A 20964-nucleotide genomic window follows, 5' to 3' on the forward strand; every position below is an offset into this window, starting at 1 on the left:
CATCCTACCCATTACCTTTCTTATAGTCTTCTAAAAATTTAGCCAAACCACTATCTGTTAAAGGGTGTTTTAATAAACCTGTTATAGATGATAGTGGTCCCGTCATCACATCAGAGCCAATTTTAGCACAATTAATAACATGCATAGTATTTCTAACAGATGCTGATAAAATTTGTGTTTCAAAATTATAGTTATCATACACATGTCTAATTTCTTTTACTAAGTGTAAACCATCTGTAGAAATATCATCTAAACGCCCTAAAAAAGGCGACACATAGGTTGCTCCTGCTTTGGCTGCTAATAAGGCCTGCCCAACTGAAAACACCAAAGTAACATTGGTTCTAATCCCTTTATCCGAAAAATATTTACAAGCTTTTACGCCATTAGCAATCATCGGTAGTTTTACTACAATTTGTGGATGCAACGCGGCTAAAGCTTCTCCCTCTTTTATCATACCTTCATAATCGGTAGAAATTACTTCGGCACTTACATCACCTTCAACTAACTCACATATTTTTTTATAATGTGCCAAAATTGCATCGCTTCCTGTAACACCTTCCTTCGCCATTAACGATGGGTTTGTTGTAACGCCATCTAAAACACCCAAAGCTTGAGCTTCTGCAATATCACTTAAATTTGCTGTATCAATAAAAAATTTCATAATTTACTTTCTTAATTTTATCGTTAAGTTTTTACTATTTAATTTTCGTTTATCTGAAATAAATTAAATTCTCACTTAAATCGAAAATTCATACTCAAATCTACATACAGAAAAGTCGACCCCATATTACAAATCAATCATTCTATGAAACAAATGATGCGAATTGCTCCATAATTCACATCTATAGAAACAGTTATTGCTAGATAGTATTAAAACTAAAAGAGAACTTTTCGTTTTTCAACTTTAAAATTTTTGAAGAAAAAAGGTAAAGCACATGGTCGATTAAAGATCAATATCGCCCATTAAACCTCATAAATACAGAAGTAAATTGCTCTTAAAAACCACCTTAAATTTCACAGTTTATCCTCATTAAAAAGTACTCAAAAATTTAATAAAAATTTATCTAAAAAATTGACCTTTATATTCTTTTTGTGTATAAATTAGATACGCAATTAATAAATCTAACAATGCTATGTTATTAAGAGATGGCGTAAAAAATGCAGAGATAAAGGTCTCTTCGGAAACTCGAAAACTGAGTGATTTTGTAAAAGATAAAACGAAATCACTAATCGATAGATTGGAGTATTTTGAAGATATTATAAATATTGAAGTTGGAGATACCGGATTAAATAGAGCAAAAGCCTTAGAACGCGAATTCGATATTCGCCAACTATATATTAAATATGAAGGTGACAACCCAACCGGTACGCAAAAAGACCGCATTGCCTTTGCACAGGTGTATGATGCTTTGCGTCGCGATTACGATACTATTTCTCTAGCAACCTGTGGTAATTATGGCGTAGCTGTAGCATTGGCAGCAAATTTAGCGGGCTTAAAATGTAAAGTGTTTATTCCTGAAAGTTACCATACCGAGCGTATTAAGGAAATGGAAATACTTAACGCGGAAATTATTAAATTGGAAGGCAGCTATGAAGATGTTGTAAAATCTAGCACAGATTATGCTTTTGAGTATGGTTGGTACGATGCCAATCCAGGCGGAGCCAATACACCTTTACAAATTACGGCTTATGCACAAATAGCTTACGAAATCGTGGAAGATCTAGGTGATGCCCCAAAATATTGCGCTGCACCAGTTTCTAACGGCACTTTATTTGCTGGAATTTATAGAGGTTTTGTTACGCTTTACAAGCGTGGTAAAACATCGCGTATACCAAAAATGATAGCAGCCTCATCCTCACATAAAAACCCAATTGTGAGTTCTTTTAAAAAAGGATTAAGCTCTTGTGAAGATTTAGACCCCAAGGCTATAAAAGAAACTATATATAACGAACCGCTTATAAATTGGCATAGTTTTGATGGAGATGAAGCTTTATTTGCATTAAAAGAATCTGAAGGAGATGCTTTTAACGTAAGTGACAAAAAAATGAAAGAGATGGCTACTTTTCTTCTTAAAAAAGAGGGTTTAAAAATATTACCAGCCTCAACTGCAGGACTTATTGGATTGCTAGAACTCGATGAAAAACTAAATTTTGAACCAGACCGTTTTGTGGCAGTCTTAACGGCAAAAAACTAATAAATACGCTTAATTAAGCATATTTTAAAAACTAAATTAAAGATGAAAAAGAAAATAGACGGACGCGCACTTGTATATTGTGAAGGCGCATTTAATACACCTAATGGTAAAACTGCTCACGGTTTAGTCCGTTTTACCGAACGTTACGAAATAGTTGGCGTTATTGATAGCAAATATGAAGGCCAAGATGCAGGTAAAACATTAGACGGCAAAAAAAATGGCATTATAATTTTTAAAGATTTAACTTCTGCTATTAAAGAATTAAAAAACTCTGGTGCTTTACCTAAAACCTTGGTTATAGGCCTAGCTCCCGATGGAGGAAGATTACCGCAAGAAGCTAAAGCTACCATAAAACAAGCGCTTACTTTGGGTTGGAACGTAGATAGTGGTTTACACGATTTTTTGACAAACGATGAAGAGCTAGTAAACATTGCTAAAGAAAACGGGTGTCGCATTCGTGATGTACGCAAAACCCCAGATCGCGATACTCTACATTTTTTCTCCGGAGACATTGAAAAAGTAGACTGTTTAAAACTTGCCGTTTTAGGGACAGATTCTGCTATTGGCAAACGTACCACAGCATGGTTAATTGTTCAAGGTTTACGTAAAGCAAGCCGCAGTGCAGAAATGATTGGTACTGGGCAAACTGCTTGGATGCAAGGTGCAAAATACAGCATGATTATGGATAGCTGTATTAACGATTTTGTTTCTGGCGAAATAGAACACGCCGTTGTTAGCGCTTACAAAAATGAAAAACCAGATGTTATTGTAATCGAAGGTCAAGGTAGTTTAATGAACCCTGCTTATCCTGGTGGTTTCGAAATTTTGGCTGCTGGACGTCCAGATTATGTTATCTTACAACATGCACCTACACGTAAAGAATACGATGGTTTTCCTGGCTATAAATTGCATACATTAAAAAAACAAATTCAAGCTATTGAAACTATTTCTGGTGTAAAAGTATTGGCCATAACTGTAAACCATGAAGGTATGACGGCTGATGAAATTACCCCAGCATGCCAAGCCATCACTAAACAAACAGGTTTACCTGCATTTGATGTTTTAGCACATGGCACAGACGAATTAATAGAATTGTTAGATTCTAAACTGTAATGAAAATAACCAATGTATCATATGAGCGTCTAGATTTAAAGCTCTCAGAGCCTTATACTATCGCTTACGAAACCATATCGAAAGCTGTAAATTTCATTCTTAAAATTGAAACAGATACACTAGCTATTGGTTATGGTTGTGCGGCACCAGACGCTGTGGTTACAGGAGAATCTCCTCAAGAAGTTGAGCAAGACATTAAAGATATTATCATTCCTTTTTTAAAAGGAAAAAACAGCTTTATGAGTACCGAGATTCTGCATGATTTAAAACCACTTCTAAAACGAAAATCATCAGCCTTGGCTATGGTAGACATGGCTTTACTGGATTTAGTTGCTAGAAAAATCGATACCCCTTTATATCAATTTTTAGGAGGTTATCGTCATAGCATTCCAACAAGTATTACATTAGGTATTCTTCCTATTGAAGATACCTTGCGCATTGCCGGAGATTATGTAAAAGAAGGTTTTTTTATTCTGAAAATTAAAGGCGGACTTTCCGTAGAAGAAGATATAGAAAAAATGATACGCTTGCGTGATATGTTCCCAAGTACACAATTGCGCTTCGATGGAAACCAAGGTTATACTGTAAAAGAAGCCATTGCATTTTTTGAAGGGACTAAAAAAGTAGGTATCGAAATTTTTGAACAGCCAACCAAAGAAGGTATGGACGAACTTCTTGGCCAAGTAACCAAAAATACTGGTATTCCCGTTATGGCAGATGAAAGTGTAAAAACCCTAAAAGACACGTTTCGTTTAGCTCAAAATGAACGTGTAGACATGGTGAATATAAAACTGATGAAAGTTGGTGGTATTCGCGAAGCCATGCATATTAACTCGGTGTCTCAATCTGCGGGCTTAGAAGCTATGGTAGGTTGTATAGACGAGTGTAGATTAGGTATTTCGGCAGGATTGCACTTTGCACTTTCTAGACAAAATATAAAGTTTGCCGATCTAGATGGGCATTTAGATATGATTGCTGATCCTTTTAAAGGCTTATTTAAGCTAGACAAAGGTATTTTATACCCAAGTAAAGCAGCCGGATTAGGACGAATTAAAGACTAAAATAAAAAAGTGATAATTAAAGAAAATATCTTCCTTTAATTATCACTTTTTTTATGCCTATTATTTTATGGTTATCCGCATTTAGATGCTCCACAATCTTGACAAATTAAACAACCTTCTTGATATATTAATTCGTTGGAATTACAATTTTCACAGGTTTGTCCTTTAGCCTTAGTGCCATCTTTCACATAACGTTTCAATGCGCGTTGCACACCGTTCTTCCAGGTATTAATCGATTCTGAATCTAACTGTAAACTTTGTATTAATTCTACTGTTTTATCAATGGGCATACCATGTCTCAAGGTTCCGGAAATAAGTTTAGCGTAGTTCCAAAACTCTGGATTAAACTTATGAGACAAGCCTTCTATGGTTGTTTTGTAACCTCGTTTATTTTTATATTGAAAATCGTAACGTGAAGATCCATCATCATTTCTATTTTTAATAATAAAACCTTTATCCACCCAACGCGGAATTATAATACCATCTTCATCATCGGTTAAACCCGTGAAAATTTCATAAGGTCTACCATCTACCAAGCCCACAAAAGCAATCCATTTTTCTTTTTGATTCTGAAAACGAACCACATCGGCTTCTAAACTTAATGGGCGTTTTTTTGAAAAATTATCGTTTACAGCTTGTTCTTCTTCTTTAGTATCTGTCGCTACTAAAACACCCGCTCGAGAACCATCACGATAAACAGTCACACCTTTACAGCCTACTTCCCATGCTTTTAAATACAACTCGCCCACCAAATCTTCACTAACATTATTTGGTAAATTAACAGTAACACTTATTGAGTGATCTACCCATTTTTGAATGGCGCCTTGCATAGCGACTTTACTTTTCCAATCAATATCATTCGATGTTGCTTTATAATAAGGCGATTGTTTTACTAATTTATCGAGTTCCTGTTGTGTAAAATGTTTTGAAGATTTTATATTATTAACCTCCATCCACTGCTTAAAACGATGATGAAAAACAATATATTCTTCCCACGAATCGCCAACCTCATCCACAAAATCTACACGAGCATCTTTATCATTTGGGTTTACTTTTTTTCTTCGTTTATAAACAGGCATAAAAACAGGCTCTATGCCAGAGGATGTTTGCGTCATTAAACTCGTTGTCCCTGTTGGAGCAATGGTTAGCAAAGCAATATTTCGACGTCCATACTCTAACATTTCATAATACAATTGGCTGTCTGCTTCTTTTAAACGTAAAATAAACGGATTCTCTTTCTCGCGGTCTGCATCAAAAATGGCAAAAGTTCCTCGTTCTTTTGCTAATGTTACCGAAGCTCGGTAGGTTTCAATGCATAATGTTTTATGCACTTCCATGGAAAATGTATTGCCAGCTTCACTTCCATATTGAATACCTAAAGCAGCTAACATATCTCCTTCTGCCGTTATACCAATGCCAGTTCTTCTGCCCTCCGTAGCTTTTTGCTTAATATTTATCCAAAGGTTTCTTTCTATAGCTTTTACATCATCTTGCTCTGGATCTGAATCGATTTTAGCTAAAATTTTATCAATTTTTTCTAACTCTAAATCAATTACATCATCCATCATTCTTTGTGCTATAACGATATGTTTTTTAAATAACTTAAAGTTGAATTCAGCCTGTTTTGTAAATGGATTTTCAACATAAGAAAACAAATTAATAGCCAATAACCTGCAAGAATCGTAAGGACATAAAGGAATTTCTCCACATGGATTTGTAGAGACGGTTTTGTATCCTAAATCGGCATAGCAATCTGGTACAGACTCACTAATAATAGTATCCCAAAACAAAACCCCAGGTTCTGCCGATTTCCATGCATTATGCACAATTTTCTTCCAAATGCGATGAGCTTCTATCGTTTTAGTATAAAGTGGATTTTTACTATTTACAGGATAGTTTTGCACGTAGCTACTATTGGTTTTTACCGCTTGCATAAAAGCATCATCAATTCTAACCGAAACATTTGCTCCTGTTACTTTACCTTGCTCCAATTTGGCATCAATAAAAGCTTCTGCATCTGGATGATTTATAGACACAGATAACATTAATGCACCTCGGCGCCCATCTTGAGCTACTTCTCTTGTTGAGTTGGAATAACGCTCCATAAACGGCACAATACCAGTCGAGGTTAATGCTGAATTTTTTACAGGAGAACCTTTAGGACGAATATGAGATAGATCGTGACCAACGCCACCTCTACGCTTCATTAATTGTACTTGCTCTTGGTCTATTTTCATGATGCCTCCATAAGAATCCGATTCCCCATTATTTCCTATAACAAAACAATTCGATAAAGACGCTATTTGAAAAGGATTTCCAATTCCTGCCATCGGGCTTCCTTGTGGCACAATATATTTAAAGTTTTTAATGACTTCAAATATCTCAGATTCTGAAAGTGGGTTATCATATTTTTTCTCTATTCGTGCTATTTCTGAAGCAATTCTTTTATGCATTTCATCTGGAGTACTCTCGTAAATATTATTAGCCGAATCTTTCAATGCATATTTATTTAACCACACACTAGCGGCCAATTCATCACCTTTAAAATAATTACGTGCTGCTTGTAAAGCCTCGTCTTTAGAATATGTTTTTCGGGGCTTCTGTAATGTTTGAGAATTCATGTTTTTCTGGAAGATTTAAATTGATATAAGACGTACTAAATGTCTTCAAAAACAAAAACCTAAAAGATGACAATTATCATAAAGTTTTCAATAAAATTTTGCACTACTCTTATTTTTAAATAATTACAAAACAACAATAGATAAAAAGCTAACAACTAATTTCAATTTATCAAAAAAATAATAAAAACACCTTACCCCCTAAACAAGGCTAATTAGCTCTATTTAATTGATTATAGAAACCTCCATATTGTGTGTTATTTGGAAATAATTGCACCAATTTAGAAGCAATATTTATTGCCTTATTTCTTTGATTTCCTTTGTTATAAATATAAGCGAGCACGTAGAGTAAACTCTCATTGTTAGTATCTAATTTTAAACCTTGTACTGCTATTTTTTCAGCTTGTTCTAAATTATTCACTTTATCGTAGAGTAAACTTAAATTATAATAAAACCTAATGTTTTCCGGACCATGCTTTATAGCTAAATCCATTTGTATTATAGCATCGTCTATTCTGTTTAATTCGGCCAATAGCAATGCATACGAATAATACGTTACTGCATAATCAGGTTCTAATTCTATAATTTTTTTATAAGCCTTTTCTGCTTTTAAAAAATCGTTATTTCTATAATACAAATTAGCCAAATTGGTTCGTACAATGTTATTAATATTGTCAATTTCTAAAGCACTTTCATAACCTCGAATAGCGGCTTTTAAATCACCTTTTTGCAAGTTGTAATCTGCTCTTTTTATTCTTCCTCCAACAAAATCTGCTGTGCTACTTAATTTAGTATCAAATTCTTTCCTAACTTTTTTATATACCGCTTTGTATTCTTCGGGTATTTGAATTTCATCTAAAAAACCTAAGGTATAAAAGGCCTTAACTCTTACCGAGCGCTTATCATCTTTAAGCATTGGCAGCAAATAATTTACATAATCTTTAGAATCTACTGCCCCTAGAACATCTAAAGATGCACCTCTTACAAGGGCCGATTTATCATCCAAAAAACTAATTAAATTATCGACGGTATTCGCATCGAAATAATTATTTAAACCACTAACAGCAGAAGCCCTTGCAATATCTGGATACAAGGTATCTTTGGCTAATTCTAGTAAATTATGTAATCCATTTTCTGTACCGACTAAACCAGGAGCAAGAAGTTCTGAAAAATGTTTATAATCGGGCTCACCATATTGTTTTTTAAATTGCTCCCAAGCCCAAGCATCATCTTTATCTGCATGGCATTGTACACACGCATTGGGTGTTCCATATTTTAAGCTTAAATCTGGTCTCGGAATTCTAAAACTGTGATCTCTTCTAAAATCATTTCCCATATAATATTTACCCGTCATGTGGCAATTAATGCATTTTGCCCCTTCGGAATTATTTGAATGAAAATGATGGCTAGGCGTGTTGTAAGTTTCCGGAACATGGCATTGTGCACATAGATTATTGCCTTCAAATTTAAGTTCTAATGAATGCGCATCATGACAATTAATACAGGTTACACCACTATGATACATTTTGCTCTGTACAAAGGAACCGTAGACATAATCTTCATCTAAAATTTGACCATCTGGATGGTAGGTTCTTTGATTAATTAACTCCGGAAAATAATGATCTAGCATGGTACCTTCAAAGTTAAAATACTCGGACACCTGCTCTCTCCGCATATGGCATCGTGCACATTGACCTACTAAATCTTTTGGATCCGTGCCAACCGACATTTTTAAATCTCCCGTAAACTTATAGTCTTTTCCTTTTAAATTAGCTTGCTCCACATGAGTTTTCCCTGGCCCATGGCAGGCTTCGCAACTCACGTTAATTATGGCGTATTTAGTATCATAACTATGCGACTCGAAATCGTAATTTTTTCTAACATTTGTGGAATGACAATCGGAACACATATTGTTCCAATTTAATCCGCCTCTAGACCAATGCAACCACTCGGAATGGACAACTTTAAAGTCTGGATACAAATCGAACCATTTGTCTTTTTCGGTATCCCAAGCCGTTCTTAAGCATTGATAATGCCCGTTTGGAAACTGAACAATGTATTGCTGTAAAGGTGTAACACCAAAAGTGTATACTATTTTATAATCTTGATATGTGCCATCTGGACCTTCGGTATTAACAAAAAAATCGGTTCCTTTTTTATAAAAATGAGACGTAACGCCTTGGCTTTTAAATTTTACATTATTGAAATTTCCCAAAACACTAGAATCTGAAACCACTTGCATGGCCTTGTCATGATGAGATCCTTGCCACAATTTAAATTGATTAGCATGGCATGATTTACAACTTTGATCTCCTAAAAAATGATTGTCTGGAATTTGAGCTGTTGATGCAAAAACATTATCTATGTCGCCTGAAACGGCTACATATTCCGGCGTTTTTTCTTTACAGGAAAACAGCGTAAAAACGACCAATAAAACAGCACTTACTATGTTTATAAATTTCAATATTACATAATTTTAAGCTCTAAAATTAAGTGAATTTTTGAGCTTAAAACCTAAATAATATCATGTTTTAAAAGAAGATATTTTCTTAAACTAAATTTTTTAACGGAGATTACTAAATGCAATTTCAATTCTGATTAAACAATTATTTTATTCTTCAAATTTAAAATAATCTAGTTCTGTTTTAAATGCTTTATTTCCGGAAAACTTCAGGTATATATCCTTTTTACCTTTCATTTTTTTTATAATTGAAAGAAGTTCTTGTGGCTCTTCATTTTTGGTAGATTCCAATTCAATTTGCCCGATTATAGAACCCGAAATACTATTTTTGCGTATTTCAATATGCCCTTTACCTTGGATGTTCTTTAGAGTAACTTTAATTTTTGATGCCTTGTTTGAAAAGTTCACATTTGCAAATTTCACCCAAGCTCCATTTTTAATATTAGACAACCAAAAACCTCCATCTCGAGTTCCTTTTTTCTCAACACCTTCAGATTTATCATAAAACCATTCGGCTTCAATTTTATTCCAAGACGCATCATATTGACCTACTCCATTTTTAAAATGTTCATCTAAAAACTTAGTATCTGTAACAATATCTCCATTATCCGCAATATGACAATAGGAGATAATGGTTTCTCTAAATTTAAAGCCATTTTCAATATAATAACACCAAATATGATAAAACTGACCTTTCCACCAGAAGAAACTTCCGTGTGCAAATTCATCTAGATGATGCCCTTTTCCAAAAGCTCCTGAACTTTTATAAGGTCCGTAAATATTTTTGGATGTAGCATACTCGCGTCCCCAACTTAAATAGTAAGTATCATTATGCTTAAACAAATAATTTTTATCCATCCATTCGGGAGCTTGCTCCCAAGACGCACCCTTTATTATAATAGGTTTAGGTTCTTCAGCAGTAGAAATCATATCATTATTAAGCTTCGCAATGTAATATGCATCGGATTTATCGCCATAGATAATATATGGTGTTTTGCTCTCATCATTGTCAATAAAAATTGTGGGATCGTGCATTGGAGAAACCAGTGGTTTCCCTAAAGCATCTGTAAACGGACCGGTTGGTTTATTAGCACTCATTACACCAATACCGCGCTTTCTATCGGAAAAATAGAAATAATACTTACCATTTCTAGTCGCCGCATCGCTGGCCCAGCAATCGGAACTATTATCGGCCATGTAATTATTTTTAGGAGAAATAGCTTGTTCCATTTTCCAATCTATTAAATTAGTAGAGGAGAAAACCCGCCAATCTTTCATATCCCATATTTTATCTGTAGGATTTGAATCGTGTCCACTATACAAATAAATAGTATCATTAAACACCCGAATGTGAGGATCGGACACACCTTGTGATTTCGTTATTGGGTTCTGAGCGTTCCCAAGCAATGAAAAAATAACAGATAAAAACAAAAATGGTTTCAGCATGGTGGTTTAGTCTAGTTGTGATTTGCTAATATAACAAATAAGCAAAAAAGCAAGACAGCGTTCACAAAAAGGAAAGGCGCTTTAACGGAGACAAAATTTAATTAATTCTAACAAACAAAAAAAACTCTGTGCCCTAACAACACAGAGTTTAAAAGCTCCCTACAGCTTTATTAATAGCTATTACAAAAATACTACTACTGTAGGGTTAATCTTTACGGGTTTCCGTAAAAGCCCTATTTTTTTTTTAAATTAATCCTAAATCTTTAGCTATGGCTATTAAATGTATGGTGTTTTTCGAGTTTAATTGAATTTTAAGTTTGTTCAATCTTTTTTCAATAGAGCTTAAACTAGATGCCGAAGCTCCTTTTTCTTTAAAAATAGCACTTATTTCTTCTTGAGACTTACCTATTGAGATATTACGGAGTAATTCAACATCAAAAATATCTATCTCTAAATTAGATTTATTGTCTAAAGCCTTGGCTATTTTAGGTGAAAAATACCGCTTACCTTCGTACACACTTTGCACCGCTTGAGACAGCTCGCTAACACCATTGCGCCCTTTACAAACATAGCCGTTAATCCCTAAAGCTACCAAGCGTCTAACTTGTTGCAATCTATCGTCTACAGAATAAGCTATTACATTTACATCTGGGTGTTTTTTTCTAACTAATGTTATCAAATCTTCACCAGATTTTAGTTTTTGCTCTCTATGGTCGCACACAAAAGATAAATCTGTGATAAGCAAATCGAAGGGTTCGTTATCTAATTTTGCTTTTTTTATTTTTAAGTAAGCTTCATCGCAATATTGAACTTTAAAAACATTTTCTATATTCAAATTTTTCAAAATTGTAGAAACTCCTTGGTTTATAACCCCTAAATCGTCCGAAATTAAAACTTTATTAAACATACTATATCCGTGCGTTAACTTTAAACCCATTACCTATTTTGGTGCTAAAGATAACGGTTCCTCTTAATGCATGAATACGGGTTTCCACATTCTCAAGGCCGCCAAGTCTATTTAACTCGGCTCCCACCCCATTATCCATATAGTTTATCTCTAAAATATTTTTATTTTTTTTGAAAGAAATAGATACAAGAGTGGCTTCACTATGCTTTTTCATGTTAGTCATTAGCTCTTGCAGCACCCGATAAATGGTTGTTTTTTTTATTTCAGAAATAATATCCCAGTTTATATCCATTAAACCTCTGGTAATAATAACCAAACCTTCCGTTTCGTAAACCAATAATAAATCGTTTAAAACAAAACTAAAATTTGTTTCCAAATCAATGGTTCCGCTTTCTCGTGAGATATCTCTAGTTTTATTATAAATATGTTCTAACTCATCTAGAAGTTCTTCTTTTTCACTGCTTTCTTCGTACTGAAGCCGCGTCATAACCTGATAAACATCATTAGCAACCTCATCATGCACTTTTTTAGAAATCCGTTTTTCGGTAACATAAACTTCTTTAACTCGGTCTTCTCTGTGTTTTGATTTTAATGCTATAAATATTAAAATAGACAATATAATAACCAAAACCCATAATGTTAAATACAGCCATTTATAGGTTATTTCTTTTTCTTTTTCAAACTCACTAACTAAAAGCTTGGTTTCATTTTCTTCTAGTAATTGTTCGTTTCTACCTAAATTATATTTTATGGCTGCAAACTTATTTTCTCTAAGCTGTTTTTCACTTATTAGCTGTTTATTTAAATCGATATATTTTTTAAAATCAGAATTATTTTCGAGATTTAGTTTTAAAGCCAAAGCTTCGAGTTGGTAGGCTGGTGTTTGGATACTATCGGAAAGTGATTTTACTTTATTTGCAAAATAACGCGCCTTTGTTCTATTTCCCTTTTCGGAATAAAAAAGAGATAAGTGACGGTAACTAGAAAAAAGACCAGATAAATCGCCTAATTCGAGTCTCATTTTTAGAGCCTTTTGCATTTCTTTTAAAGCTCTATTGTTCTTTATTTTTAAGTTGAAATATCCAAAATTATCAAAATAAGTTGCTTTAATTTCAGAGGCTTCTAGCCCCAAAGCATCATTATAAAACAACAACAAAGTTTCCGTAGCTTTATTGAAATTGTTTTGGTCGGCATAGGTATTACCAATATTAGTAATAATAGCAATTTTATCTTTTGTTTTTTTATTTAATTCTAAAGCTTGGTTATAGTAACGTCTAGCATTTTCAAAATCTTCTAGTCTACGATAAATCATCCCTAATTGGTTAGATAATCGTCCTTTGGCATCATTAGATTTAGCTTTATCTTTTACAGCATCTAACAATTTCAAAGCCTTTACACTAGCAACTTCACTCTCGTAAGGAAATCCCATTTTAAATTGCCCAAGTGCTATTAATTCTAAATAATAGGCGGCTTTAATATTATTGCCAGCTAGTAATTGCTGATCTGCTTTTTTTTGAAAAAACTCGAAAGATTTACCTATATAATTTACATCTTTAAGTTCGGTAATAGATTTGTAGTAGAATAATGTACTGTCTTTTTTATTCTGAGCAGCCAAGTTCTGGCTCACAAAACAAAAAATATTTAAGGCTATAAACCAGAAGAAAAGAAATGAAGTTTTATTGACTTTCATTCTTCAAAAATAACAACTTATTTGTAGTTAAGAATAAAAATAGATATTAACTGAAAACGATTACATAATAACCAGAAATAATCTACAGAATATTGGATTTATAATCATATTTAATAATAATTAAATGTGTCATTATTCAGGAATAACCAAAAACGGAATTTTACAATGAAACCCGAGTTCTTTTATCACAGGTTCGTTTATTATTTTTTCAATAAAACTATGTTTATATTTCACCATGGCTAGTACATCGATATCGAGTTCTTCTATAAAATCGTTAATTTCTTTAGCTTTCTCGGCATATTTTGGCATACAATGTAAACTGAAATCGTAATTTTTAAAATAAATTTTTAACATTCTTAAATTAAAACTCTGAACATTACTAAGTTCCTTTTCTTCAGTGATATGTACAATTCTAATTTTGGGTTGATACAAATCGGCTAGACTTTTTAAAGGCTTTATCTCCTTTAGGTTATAAAACCGATTGTAATCTGTAGGGAAAGCAATTTGCTTAGGCGGAACAAAATCGAACTCTTCTGGTATCAATAATACAGGGCATGCTTTAATAGACATTATTACGTTTACTGTTTTACTTCCGAAGAAAAACTCTTTTGCGCCCGTTGCTCCTTTTGTTCCCATAACCACCAAATCTATATCGTGGGTTTCACAAGCATGGCCAACGGCTTTATATAGATCTTGGGTACTTAAAATAGTTTCAAATGTATGCTTTGGGTTGGGGTCGCTAGTTTCTGCCAATTCCTTTAAATCTAAAAGTTCTTGAGTTGCTACGGCAGACATTTCTTTTATTAATCTATCTGAAAGGTTGGATAGCATATTCCGCGTAAGCGCAACCGAATTTAGAAAGTAAAAGGTACAGATTTCTTGTTCAAAAAAGTTGAGCGCATAAAGAGAAGCGCTCCATGCGTTATCAGAAAAATCGGTAGGTAGTAAAATCTTTCTCATAACTTAAATTTTCATGCTTCAATTTAAGTATTTAGCATCAAATAAAAAATGATATTTATCAGTTTATTTCACTTTCATCTCAAAATTAAGCGCAAAAAAAAGGGAACGTTTTAAACAAACACTCCCCTTTTTACACATTACTGAGATAATGCGAACTAACCAACTATAACTTTACTAAGAAACAGGACTTTAAAACTCCCATTTCATTTTTTTTGAACTGCTCGATTACATTTATTAACTCTTACTAAAACCTAATACACCTTATTGAACGTTATTAAGTATTACGAAAACAAACCTTATCTAGCAATCCATAGTAGTCTAAATACGTTATAAAATTTATGACTACTGATTTTTAAAGAACGTACAATTATACCGCTAAATTACAGTCTAAACCCGTACTAAAACATGACAAATATCAGTTTTGAAAAATAAATTTATCTTTTTGTTTTCACTTTCATATTAACTTGTTTTTAAAAGAAATAAAACTAACACATTTATAGATTTCTATGTACCTCACTTTTAGATAACATGATAAATATCATTTTTTTAAGCAATGAAAACCAATAACTTTAAGATGTTAAAAACCCAAGATTATGAAAACTATTCTATATGCCACAGATTGTACTAAAAACGATGCTTCCGCATTAAAATATGCTTATCGTTTTAGTTACATAATGAAAGCCGATTTACACGTTTTACACGTTTATGATTTTCCTCCTATTCATCTTTCCGTAATACAACCAATTGAAAAATTACAGAACCGAATGAAGCAAGAAAAAAAAGATATTGTTAAAAAATTCTGTGAAACACATCTTAAAAATGAATTTAGAGAAACACCAATAAAAATTCATGCTGTTGAAAACACTTCAGTAGAAGATGCCATTATTGATACGGCTAAAAAATTATCGCCAGACCTTGTGATTTTAGGCATGAAAGATGACCACAGCCACCGCGGATTTTTTGCCAGCAATATAGCTAACGAATTATTAGATCGTGTTAATTTCCCGGTTATGATGATTCCGAATGGAATTGATTACACATGCATTTCTACCATTGTTTATGCCACAGATTTCGAGCAACAAGATATTATTCCTATAACAAAACTTATAGAAATTGTGCGTCCATTTGAAGCTCTTATTGAAATAGTACATATTTACCATACAGATACTACAACCGCTAGAGAAAGAATGGAACAATTTAAAAATATGCTCTTAGAACAAGTTTCTTATGACGATATGACTTTTAAAACCATAGCCTCCGATAAAATAAAATCGGGTATTATAAGTGTAATTAACAGTGAAAATGCTAGTATGTTAGCCATGCTGGAGCGTAAACATGAGTTTAGATTAGATAATCCGTTTCGTAAAGATTTGGTAAAGGAAATAAAAACTAGAGTAGATATACCTGTTATTGCTTTTAGTAAACGAAATACTAAAACAAAAGAGGCCGTTATCGCCTAGTTTATTAGTAAACAACATATCCTTTTTCTTAAAAAAAGCATCTGCTATAGAATACCTGTAACAGATGTTTTTAAATATCTTATTATTAATACATTTTAAAACCATTTACACCAAAATTTTGAATGGTAAATAAACGAGTCTCTAATTCTTGTTACAGCGACTTACAGATCAGAACGTCACAATATACTTAATGTAACAAAGGTTACTAACCAAACTTGCCTAATAGATTAATTTTACTCCATTATACTGTTAATAATAGAAACAAAATTATAACTATGTCAATATTTTCAACACTGTTTTGCTCTAAATCAGATAAGGATAATATCATTAAAGTTCTAGATATTTTAGAATTTAAAGCACAAACGCAAAGTAAAAAAGTGCAATTAGTAGATGTAAGAACTCCCGACGAATTTAATTCCGGACACATCCAAAATGCTATAAATATAGACTCATCATCAGAAGAATTTAATTTAGAATTTAGCAAGTTAAACAAAAACGAGGCCGTGTACTTATATTGTAGAAGTGGTGCTCGAAGCAAACGATGCGCTAATAAATTAGCAGGTATGGGCTTCATGAAAATCTACGATCTAAGAGGAGGTATATTGAATTACAAATAAAACAGTGAAAAACACATTAAACATGAAAACGTCAATAATAGTGCAAAACTTAAAATGTGGTGGCTGCGCGCATACAATCACATCAAAATTAGCAGAAATTGAAAACATTACAAATATTATTGTGCATACCGATGATAGTAAAGTATCATTCAATTACATAAACGAAGCCGATGCACTTGCCGTAAAAAATAAACTAAAATCTTTAGGCTACCCATCTATAGAGGACCATAATAATTTAACTACTAAAGCAAAATCTTTTGTGAGTTGTGCAACTGGTAAGTTTACTAAATAAAACTATAAACATGAAGCACTTACTAGTCTTATCGGTATTAATTGTATTCCTTTTTAGCTGTAATAATTCTAAAAACAAAGCATACTCTGCTTTCGATGAAGCTAGAGCATCTAACAATCATCCAGGAAAACAGCTCATGGAAAATAACTGTTACGCTTGCCATAGCCCATCTGCAAGTCAGGAAAACAGAGTTGGCCCACCAATGATTGCAATAAAAAAACACTATATCAATAAACAAACCACAAAAGCAGAATTTATTAAAAACATGCAATCTTGGACTAAAAACCCAAACACAGAAGATGCTAAAATGTTTGGTGCTGTTAAACGTTTTGGGGTTATGCCGAAGCTATCTTTTACTGAAGAAACCATCTTGCAAATAGCCGACTACATGTATGATTTTGATATTGACCAACCCGATTGGTTTGATGCTCATTTTAATGAACAGCAAGGTAAACAACGCCCTCAAAGTATGCGCAAACGTAACGGACAAAGTATGAGAAAATCAATTCAAAACACCTCTACAGATACATTAAATTATGCCGAGCGCGGTCTAAAATATGCATTGGCTACTAAGGCAGTCTTAGGTAAAAATTTAATGGGAACTATTCAAAAAAAAGGCACATTAGATGCCGTCGCTTTTTGTAACATAAAAGCCTACCCATTAACCGATAGTATGTCGGTAGCACAAAATGCAACAATTAAACGCGTTTCCGATAAACCTAGAAATCAAAATAATCAAGCAAATAAAAAAGAATTAGCGTATATTAAGGCCTTTAAAAACGATATTGAAAATAATATAGAACCAAAACCCATAGTAGACTTAACAGACAGTAAAGTACAGGTGTACTTACCTATTTCTACAAATACCATGTGCTTACAATGTCACGGAAAACCAAATAGCGACATTCAAAACCCGGTATTATTGAAACTAAATAATTTATACCCACAGGATAAAGCCATCGGTTATCAAATTAATGAAGTTAGAGGTATTTGGAATATTACTTTCGATAAATAAAACAAAGTAAGGTATGAACAAATTTTCAGAATTAATAAACCAAGAAACTCCCGTATTAGTAGATTTTTATGCCGAATGGTGTGGACCTTGTAAAATGATGACTCCTATTCTAAAAGACGTAAAAGATAATTTAAAAGACAGAGTTTCTATTATTAAAATTGATGTTGATAAAAATAAAGCTATTGCTGAAAAATACCAAGTAAGAGGCGTACCTACTATGCTTTTGTTTAAAAGAGGAAAACAAGTTTGGAGACAATCTGGCGTACTTCAAAAAAGCGAACTTATTAATGTTATTACCGCATCGTATTAATGGATTTAACCGAGAGTTTTTTGGGATAACAGATACAAGTTACATGATACAGGTTGGGATTTAGGTGAAATATCTCCGCCTTTGAAAGCTTATTTCGATGGTTTAACCAATAAAGATTTAAAAATTTTAATTCCGGGTGGTGGTAATTCTCATGAAGCCGAATATCTACACAACAAAGGTTTTAAACATGTTTATGTTATAGATTTATCGAAAACGGCCTTAGAAAATTTAAAATTAAGAGTTCCATCTTTTCCTGAAAATCATCTTATTCATGGTAATTTTTTCGATATTGATATGGTATTCGATATCATAATGGAACAAACTTTTTTCTGCGCCATAAACCCTAATTTAAGACACGCTTACGCGGAAAAAGCCTTTAACTTATTGAACAAAACAGGACTAATTATAGGCTTATTGTTCAATGTACCTTTAAATGAAACACGCCCGCCTTTTGGTGGTTCTAAAGCTGAATATTTAGAATATTTCAAACCTTATTTTGATGTTTCATTGATGAATGGATGCTATAATTCTCATCAAACAAGAGCAGGACGAGAATTATTTATCAGGCTCAAAAAACTTGATCATTAAATTTATAAGAAATTCTAAAAACCTATAATTATTCTTCAGAATAAAAAGGATTTAAATAGTTTCAGAATTTATAATTTTCACGCCCATAGCAATCATTTTTTCCATTATAGCAACAAACCCTTCATTATCGAGTGCTTTAGAAGCATCTTCAATAAAAAAGCAATCAAATCCAGCTTCAACAGCATCATAAATAGAAAAATAAACACAAATATCCGATGCTAATCCGGATAAGTAAAGTTCTGTAGTGCCCTTTTCCTTTAAATAACCTGCTAAGCCAGTCGATTTTAAATGTCCGTTATCATAAAAAGCGCTATAACTATCAATACTTTTATCTGTTCCTTTTCTAAAAATAGCTTCATAACTTTTAGTCTTTAAATCGGCATGAAGTTCTGCACCTAAAGTGCCTTGCACGCAATGAACAGGCCATAAGATTTGTGGTTTTCCATGAACTTGAATTTCATCAAAATTAGATTTCCCTTCATGATTAGCAGCAAAACTAATATGATTTTCTGGATGCCAATCTTGTGTAGCCACAACCAAATCGAAGTGATTTTGAATACTATTAATTACGGGTACAATATGATTACCTTCGGGAACGGGAAGCGATCCACCAGGCATAAAATCGTTTTGTACATCAATTATTAGAAGCGTTTTCATAATATAACTTTTTATTATCGACCGTTTTAAAAGAACAAAAACTCTGTATCGCTTTTAATCTCTTCTGCTCAATTTATATTTTATGTTCTTTTATTAAAGCATCACGTTCTTCCTTAAGCGAAGGACTTAAACCTATTTTGTAAATATGCGGATTTTGAAAACGCTTATATTCATTAGGAAGTTGCTCTAAACGAGATTGAGAATATTTTGAAATTTCGGTAACCGTGCGTGTTGGCACTACTCTTTTTCCCTCTTCCATAACCATTTCTAAAAGTGGTTCGTGTTTAAATGGACTCAAATCTAATTTTTTAGTAATATCAAAAGGGTGTTCCATTTGGGAAACCTCATCTTCAATAAAAAGTCCAATTGCATCTGCTCCATAAAACATATCATTAGCATCTACCATACGGTAAACTTGCTTTTTAAAAGGTAATGACACCTTTATAATATTTTCAGAAAGTTTAATTCTTGGCGTTCCATTGTACTCCGATAGTTTATAAACACCATCTAAAGCAGCATCAGGTTTACCGGTAACTAAATTGGTGCCGACTCCAAAAACATCAATTGGTGCGCCTTGTTCCTTCAAACTTTTAATAACATATTCATCTAACTGATTAGACGCTACAATTTTTACATACTCCAAGTTAGCTTCATCTAAAATTGTTCTTGTTTTTTTAGATAAGTACGCTAAATCACCACTATCTAAACGTACTCCTAACAATTTATCGCCTCTTTCTTCCATTTCTTTTGCTACTTTAATCGCATTTGGAAGTCCTAGTTTAAGCGTATTATAAGTATCTATTAAAAGCACACAGTTTTCTGGACGCACTTTTGCAAAATCTCTAAAAGCTTCTAATTCGCTATCGTAACTTTGAATAAACGAGTGTGCCATAGTACCAGATGATGGAATATTATAATCTTCGGCTGCTTTAACGTTACTTGTACTATCAAAACCGCCAATAGCAGCTGCTCGAGAAGCATAATAACCACCCGTGGCGTGAGCGCGACGTAAGCCCATATCTAATAGAATTTCATCTTTAGCACTGCGCCTAATTCTACTCGCCTTAGTTGCTATTAAAGTTTGAAAATTAAGAATATTGAGTAAAACGGTTTCTATAATTTGAGCCTCAATAATATTAGCTTCCACCTGTAATATCGGGCGATTTGGAAATACAACATCACCTTCTTTACTAGAACGAATATTTCCTCTAAATCTAAAGTTTTTCAAATACTCTAAAAATTCATTTTCGAAGCCTTTTTCTTTTAAATATAAAATATCTGAATCTGAGAACTTCAAAGTTTCAAGAATATCCAATACATCTTCCAATCCAGCAAAAATGGAATAGCCACTGTTGTATGGATTATGTCGATAATAATAATCGAATACCGCTCGTCCATCGGGTTTGGTTTCAAAATAGACTTGAGCCATTGTGATTTGGTATAGATCGGTATATGCAGCAGTAATATTCATGAGATTTTTAATTTTGATTGACAAGATATTCAAAATAGCAAAGATTTCTTATATCAAATGCGAAAGAAATTAACTGAAAAAGATTTACACGAAAAAATGGTGA

18 protein-coding genes are annotated in these 20964 nt (G+C 33.1%); 9 read left to right on the forward strand and 9 right to left on the reverse strand.

The features are described 5' to 3' along the window. Positions 1-4: 4 nt before the first annotated feature. Positions 5-661, reverse strand: a complete 657-nt coding sequence (gene fsa / locus BM246_RS02860) for a fructose-6-phosphate aldolase (protein ID WP_042504552.1) — start codon at positions 659-661, stop codon at positions 5-7. Between the two features lie 472 nt (positions 662-1133). Between fsa and BM246_RS02865 the strand changes: the two genes are divergently transcribed. The 3 genes from BM246_RS02865 to BM246_RS02875 are packed head-to-tail and all read left to right on the forward strand — an operon-like array spanning position 1134 to position 4369. Then, positions 1134-2195 (forward strand): pyridoxal-phosphate dependent enzyme, encoded by a 1062-nt coding sequence (locus BM246_RS02865; protein WP_042504551.1) that lies wholly within the window; start codon positions 1134-1136, stop codon positions 2193-2195. A gap of 42 nt (positions 2196-2237) precedes the next feature. Beyond that, positions 2238-3308 carry an N-acetyltransferase DgcN family protein gene (locus tag BM246_RS02870; protein ID WP_074935707.1) on the forward strand — a complete coding sequence of 357 codons (1071 nt, stop codon included), beginning with the start codon at positions 2238-2240 and terminating at the stop codon, positions 3306-3308. Continuing rightward, positions 3308-4369, forward strand: a complete 1062-nt coding sequence (locus BM246_RS02875) for a mandelate racemase/muconate lactonizing enzyme family protein (protein WP_042504547.1) — start codon at positions 3308-3310, stop codon at positions 4367-4369. The genes BM246_RS02870 and BM246_RS02875 overlap by 1 nt, the downstream gene beginning before the upstream one ends. Before the next feature lie 71 nt (positions 4370-4440). On the opposite strand, the gene BM246_RS02880 is transcribed toward BM246_RS02875, so the two are convergent. The 6 genes from BM246_RS02880 to BM246_RS02905 form a co-directional block, all read right to left on the reverse strand. After that, complete coding sequence (locus BM246_RS02880; protein ID WP_074935708.1) at positions 4441-6990, reverse strand: adenosylcobalamin-dependent ribonucleoside-diphosphate reductase; 2550 nt, start codon at positions 6988-6990, stop codon at positions 4441-4443. Positions 6991-7198: 208 nt separating this feature from the next. Next, complete coding sequence (locus BM246_RS02885) at positions 7199-9451, reverse strand: tetratricopeptide repeat protein (protein ID WP_231961811.1); 2253 nt, start codon at positions 9449-9451, stop codon at positions 7199-7201. 147 nt (positions 9452-9598) lie between these two features. After that, entirely contained in the window at positions 9599-10894 is a 1296-nt protein-coding gene (locus BM246_RS02890) for a family 43 glycosylhydrolase (protein ID WP_074935709.1), read from the reverse strand. Positions 10895-11138: 244 nt separating this feature from the next. Then, a complete protein-coding gene (locus BM246_RS02895; protein WP_042504545.1) occupies positions 11139-11801 on the reverse strand; it encodes a response regulator in 663 nt (220 codons plus the stop codon). 1 nt (position 11802) lies between these two features. Further along, positions 11803-13428 carry a tetratricopeptide repeat-containing sensor histidine kinase gene (locus BM246_RS02900; RefSeq protein WP_175489768.1) on the reverse strand — a complete coding sequence of 542 codons (1626 nt, stop codon included), beginning with the start codon at positions 13426-13428 and terminating at the stop codon, positions 11803-11805. A 195-nt stretch (positions 13429-13623) separates the two neighbouring features. Beyond that, the gene (locus BM246_RS02905) at positions 13624-14451 is read right to left on the reverse strand and encodes a universal stress protein (protein WP_074935711.1); all 828 of its coding nucleotides are present in this window, start codon (positions 14449-14451) and stop codon (positions 13624-13626) included. Between the two features lie 593 nt (positions 14452-15044). On the opposite strand from BM246_RS02905, the gene BM246_RS02910 reads away from it, so the two are divergent. The 6 genes from BM246_RS02910 to BM246_RS02935 all read left to right on the forward strand — a co-directional run bounded on the left by BM246_RS02910 (position 15045) and on the right by BM246_RS02935 (position 18733). Then, the gene (locus BM246_RS02910) at positions 15045-15911 is read left to right on the forward strand and encodes a universal stress protein (protein ID WP_074935712.1); all 867 of its coding nucleotides are present in this window, start codon (positions 15045-15047) and stop codon (positions 15909-15911) included. Positions 15912-16186: 275 nt separating this feature from the next. Then, positions 16187-16528 (forward strand): rhodanese-like domain-containing protein, encoded by a 342-nt coding sequence (locus BM246_RS02915; protein WP_042498398.1) that lies wholly within the window; start codon positions 16187-16189, stop codon positions 16526-16528. A gap of 22 nt (positions 16529-16550) precedes the next feature. Beyond that, positions 16551-16820, forward strand: a complete 270-nt coding sequence (locus BM246_RS02920) for a heavy-metal-associated domain-containing protein (RefSeq protein ID WP_074935713.1) — start codon at positions 16551-16553, stop codon at positions 16818-16820. Positions 16821-16830: 10 nt separating this feature from the next. After that, on the forward strand, positions 16831-17835 hold the full coding sequence (locus BM246_RS02925) for a c-type heme family protein (protein WP_074935714.1): 1005 nt from the start codon (positions 16831-16833) through the stop codon (positions 17833-17835). A gap of 13 nt (positions 17836-17848) precedes the next feature. Beyond that, positions 17849-18145: a thioredoxin gene (trxA, locus tag BM246_RS02930; RefSeq protein WP_042498395.1), complete on the forward strand. Its 297-nt coding sequence runs from the start codon at positions 17849-17851 to the stop codon at positions 18143-18145. 69 nt (positions 18146-18214) lie between these two features. Beyond that, positions 18215-18733, forward strand: a complete 519-nt coding sequence (locus BM246_RS02935) for a methyltransferase domain-containing protein (protein ID WP_317042971.1) — start codon at positions 18215-18217, stop codon at positions 18731-18733. Between the two features lie 51 nt (positions 18734-18784). On the opposite strand, the gene pncA is transcribed toward BM246_RS02935, so the two are convergent. Together pncA and BM246_RS02945 are read right to left on the reverse strand one after the other, a co-directional pair. Continuing rightward, positions 18785-19390: a bifunctional nicotinamidase/pyrazinamidase gene (pncA, locus tag BM246_RS02940; protein ID WP_074935715.1), complete on the reverse strand. Its 606-nt coding sequence runs from the start codon at positions 19388-19390 to the stop codon at positions 18785-18787. Positions 19391-19463: 73 nt separating this feature from the next. Continuing rightward, positions 19464-20861 carry a nicotinate phosphoribosyltransferase gene (locus BM246_RS02945; protein ID WP_074935716.1) on the reverse strand — a complete coding sequence of 466 codons (1398 nt, stop codon included), beginning with the start codon at positions 20859-20861 and terminating at the stop codon, positions 19464-19466. Positions 20862-20964: the final 103 nt, after the last annotated feature.

Source organism: Algibacter lectus, from assembly GCF_900112395.1.
Classification (GTDB): Bacteria; Bacteroidota; Bacteroidia; order Flavobacteriales; family Flavobacteriaceae; genus Algibacter; species Algibacter lectus.

What these genes read in the sequence shown, in the direction of transcription:
- fsa (WP_042504552.1), bottom strand. Translation starts at nt 661, where the DNA reads ATGAAATTTTTTATTGATACAGCAAATTTAAGTGATATTGCAGAAGCT.
- BM246_RS02865 (WP_042504551.1), top strand. Translation starts at nt 1,134, where the DNA reads ATGTTATTAAGAGATGGCGTAAAAAATGCAGAGATAAAGGTCTCTTCG.
- BM246_RS02870 (WP_074935707.1), top strand. Translation starts at nt 2,238, where the DNA reads ATGAAAAAGAAAATAGACGGACGCGCACTTGTATATTGTGAAGGCGCA.
- BM246_RS02875 (WP_042504547.1), top strand. Translation starts at nt 3,308, where the DNA reads ATGAAAATAACCAATGTATCATATGAGCGTCTAGATTTAAAGCTCTCA.
- BM246_RS02880 (WP_074935708.1), bottom strand. Translation starts at nt 6,990, where the DNA reads ATGAATTCTCAAACATTACAGAAGCCCCGAAAAACATATTCTAAAGAC.
- BM246_RS02890 (WP_074935709.1), bottom strand. Translation starts at nt 10,894, where the DNA reads ATGCTGAAACCATTTTTGTTTTTATCTGTTATTTTTTCATTGCTTGGG.
- BM246_RS02895 (WP_042504545.1), bottom strand. Translation starts at nt 11,801, where the DNA reads ATGTTTAATAAAGTTTTAATTTCGGACGATTTAGGGGTTATAAACCAA.
- BM246_RS02905 (WP_074935711.1), bottom strand. Translation starts at nt 14,451, where the DNA reads ATGAGAAAGATTTTACTACCTACCGATTTTTCTGATAACGCATGGAGC.
- BM246_RS02910 (WP_074935712.1), top strand. Translation starts at nt 15,045, where the DNA reads ATGAAAACTATTCTATATGCCACAGATTGTACTAAAAACGATGCTTCC.
- BM246_RS02915 (WP_042498398.1), top strand. Translation starts at nt 16,187, where the DNA reads ATGTCAATATTTTCAACACTGTTTTGCTCTAAATCAGATAAGGATAAT.
- BM246_RS02920 (WP_074935713.1), top strand. Translation starts at nt 16,551, where the DNA reads ATGAAAACGTCAATAATAGTGCAAAACTTAAAATGTGGTGGCTGCGCG.
- BM246_RS02925 (WP_074935714.1), top strand. Translation starts at nt 16,831, where the DNA reads ATGAAGCACTTACTAGTCTTATCGGTATTAATTGTATTCCTTTTTAGC.
- trxA (WP_042498395.1), top strand. Translation starts at nt 17,849, where the DNA reads ATGAACAAATTTTCAGAATTAATAAACCAAGAAACTCCCGTATTAGTA.
- pncA (WP_074935715.1), bottom strand. Translation starts at nt 19,390, where the DNA reads ATGAAAACGCTTCTAATAATTGATGTACAAAACGATTTTATGCCTGGT.
- BM246_RS02945 (WP_074935716.1), bottom strand. Translation starts at nt 20,861, where the DNA reads ATGAATATTACTGCTGCATATACCGATCTATACCAAATCACAATGGCT.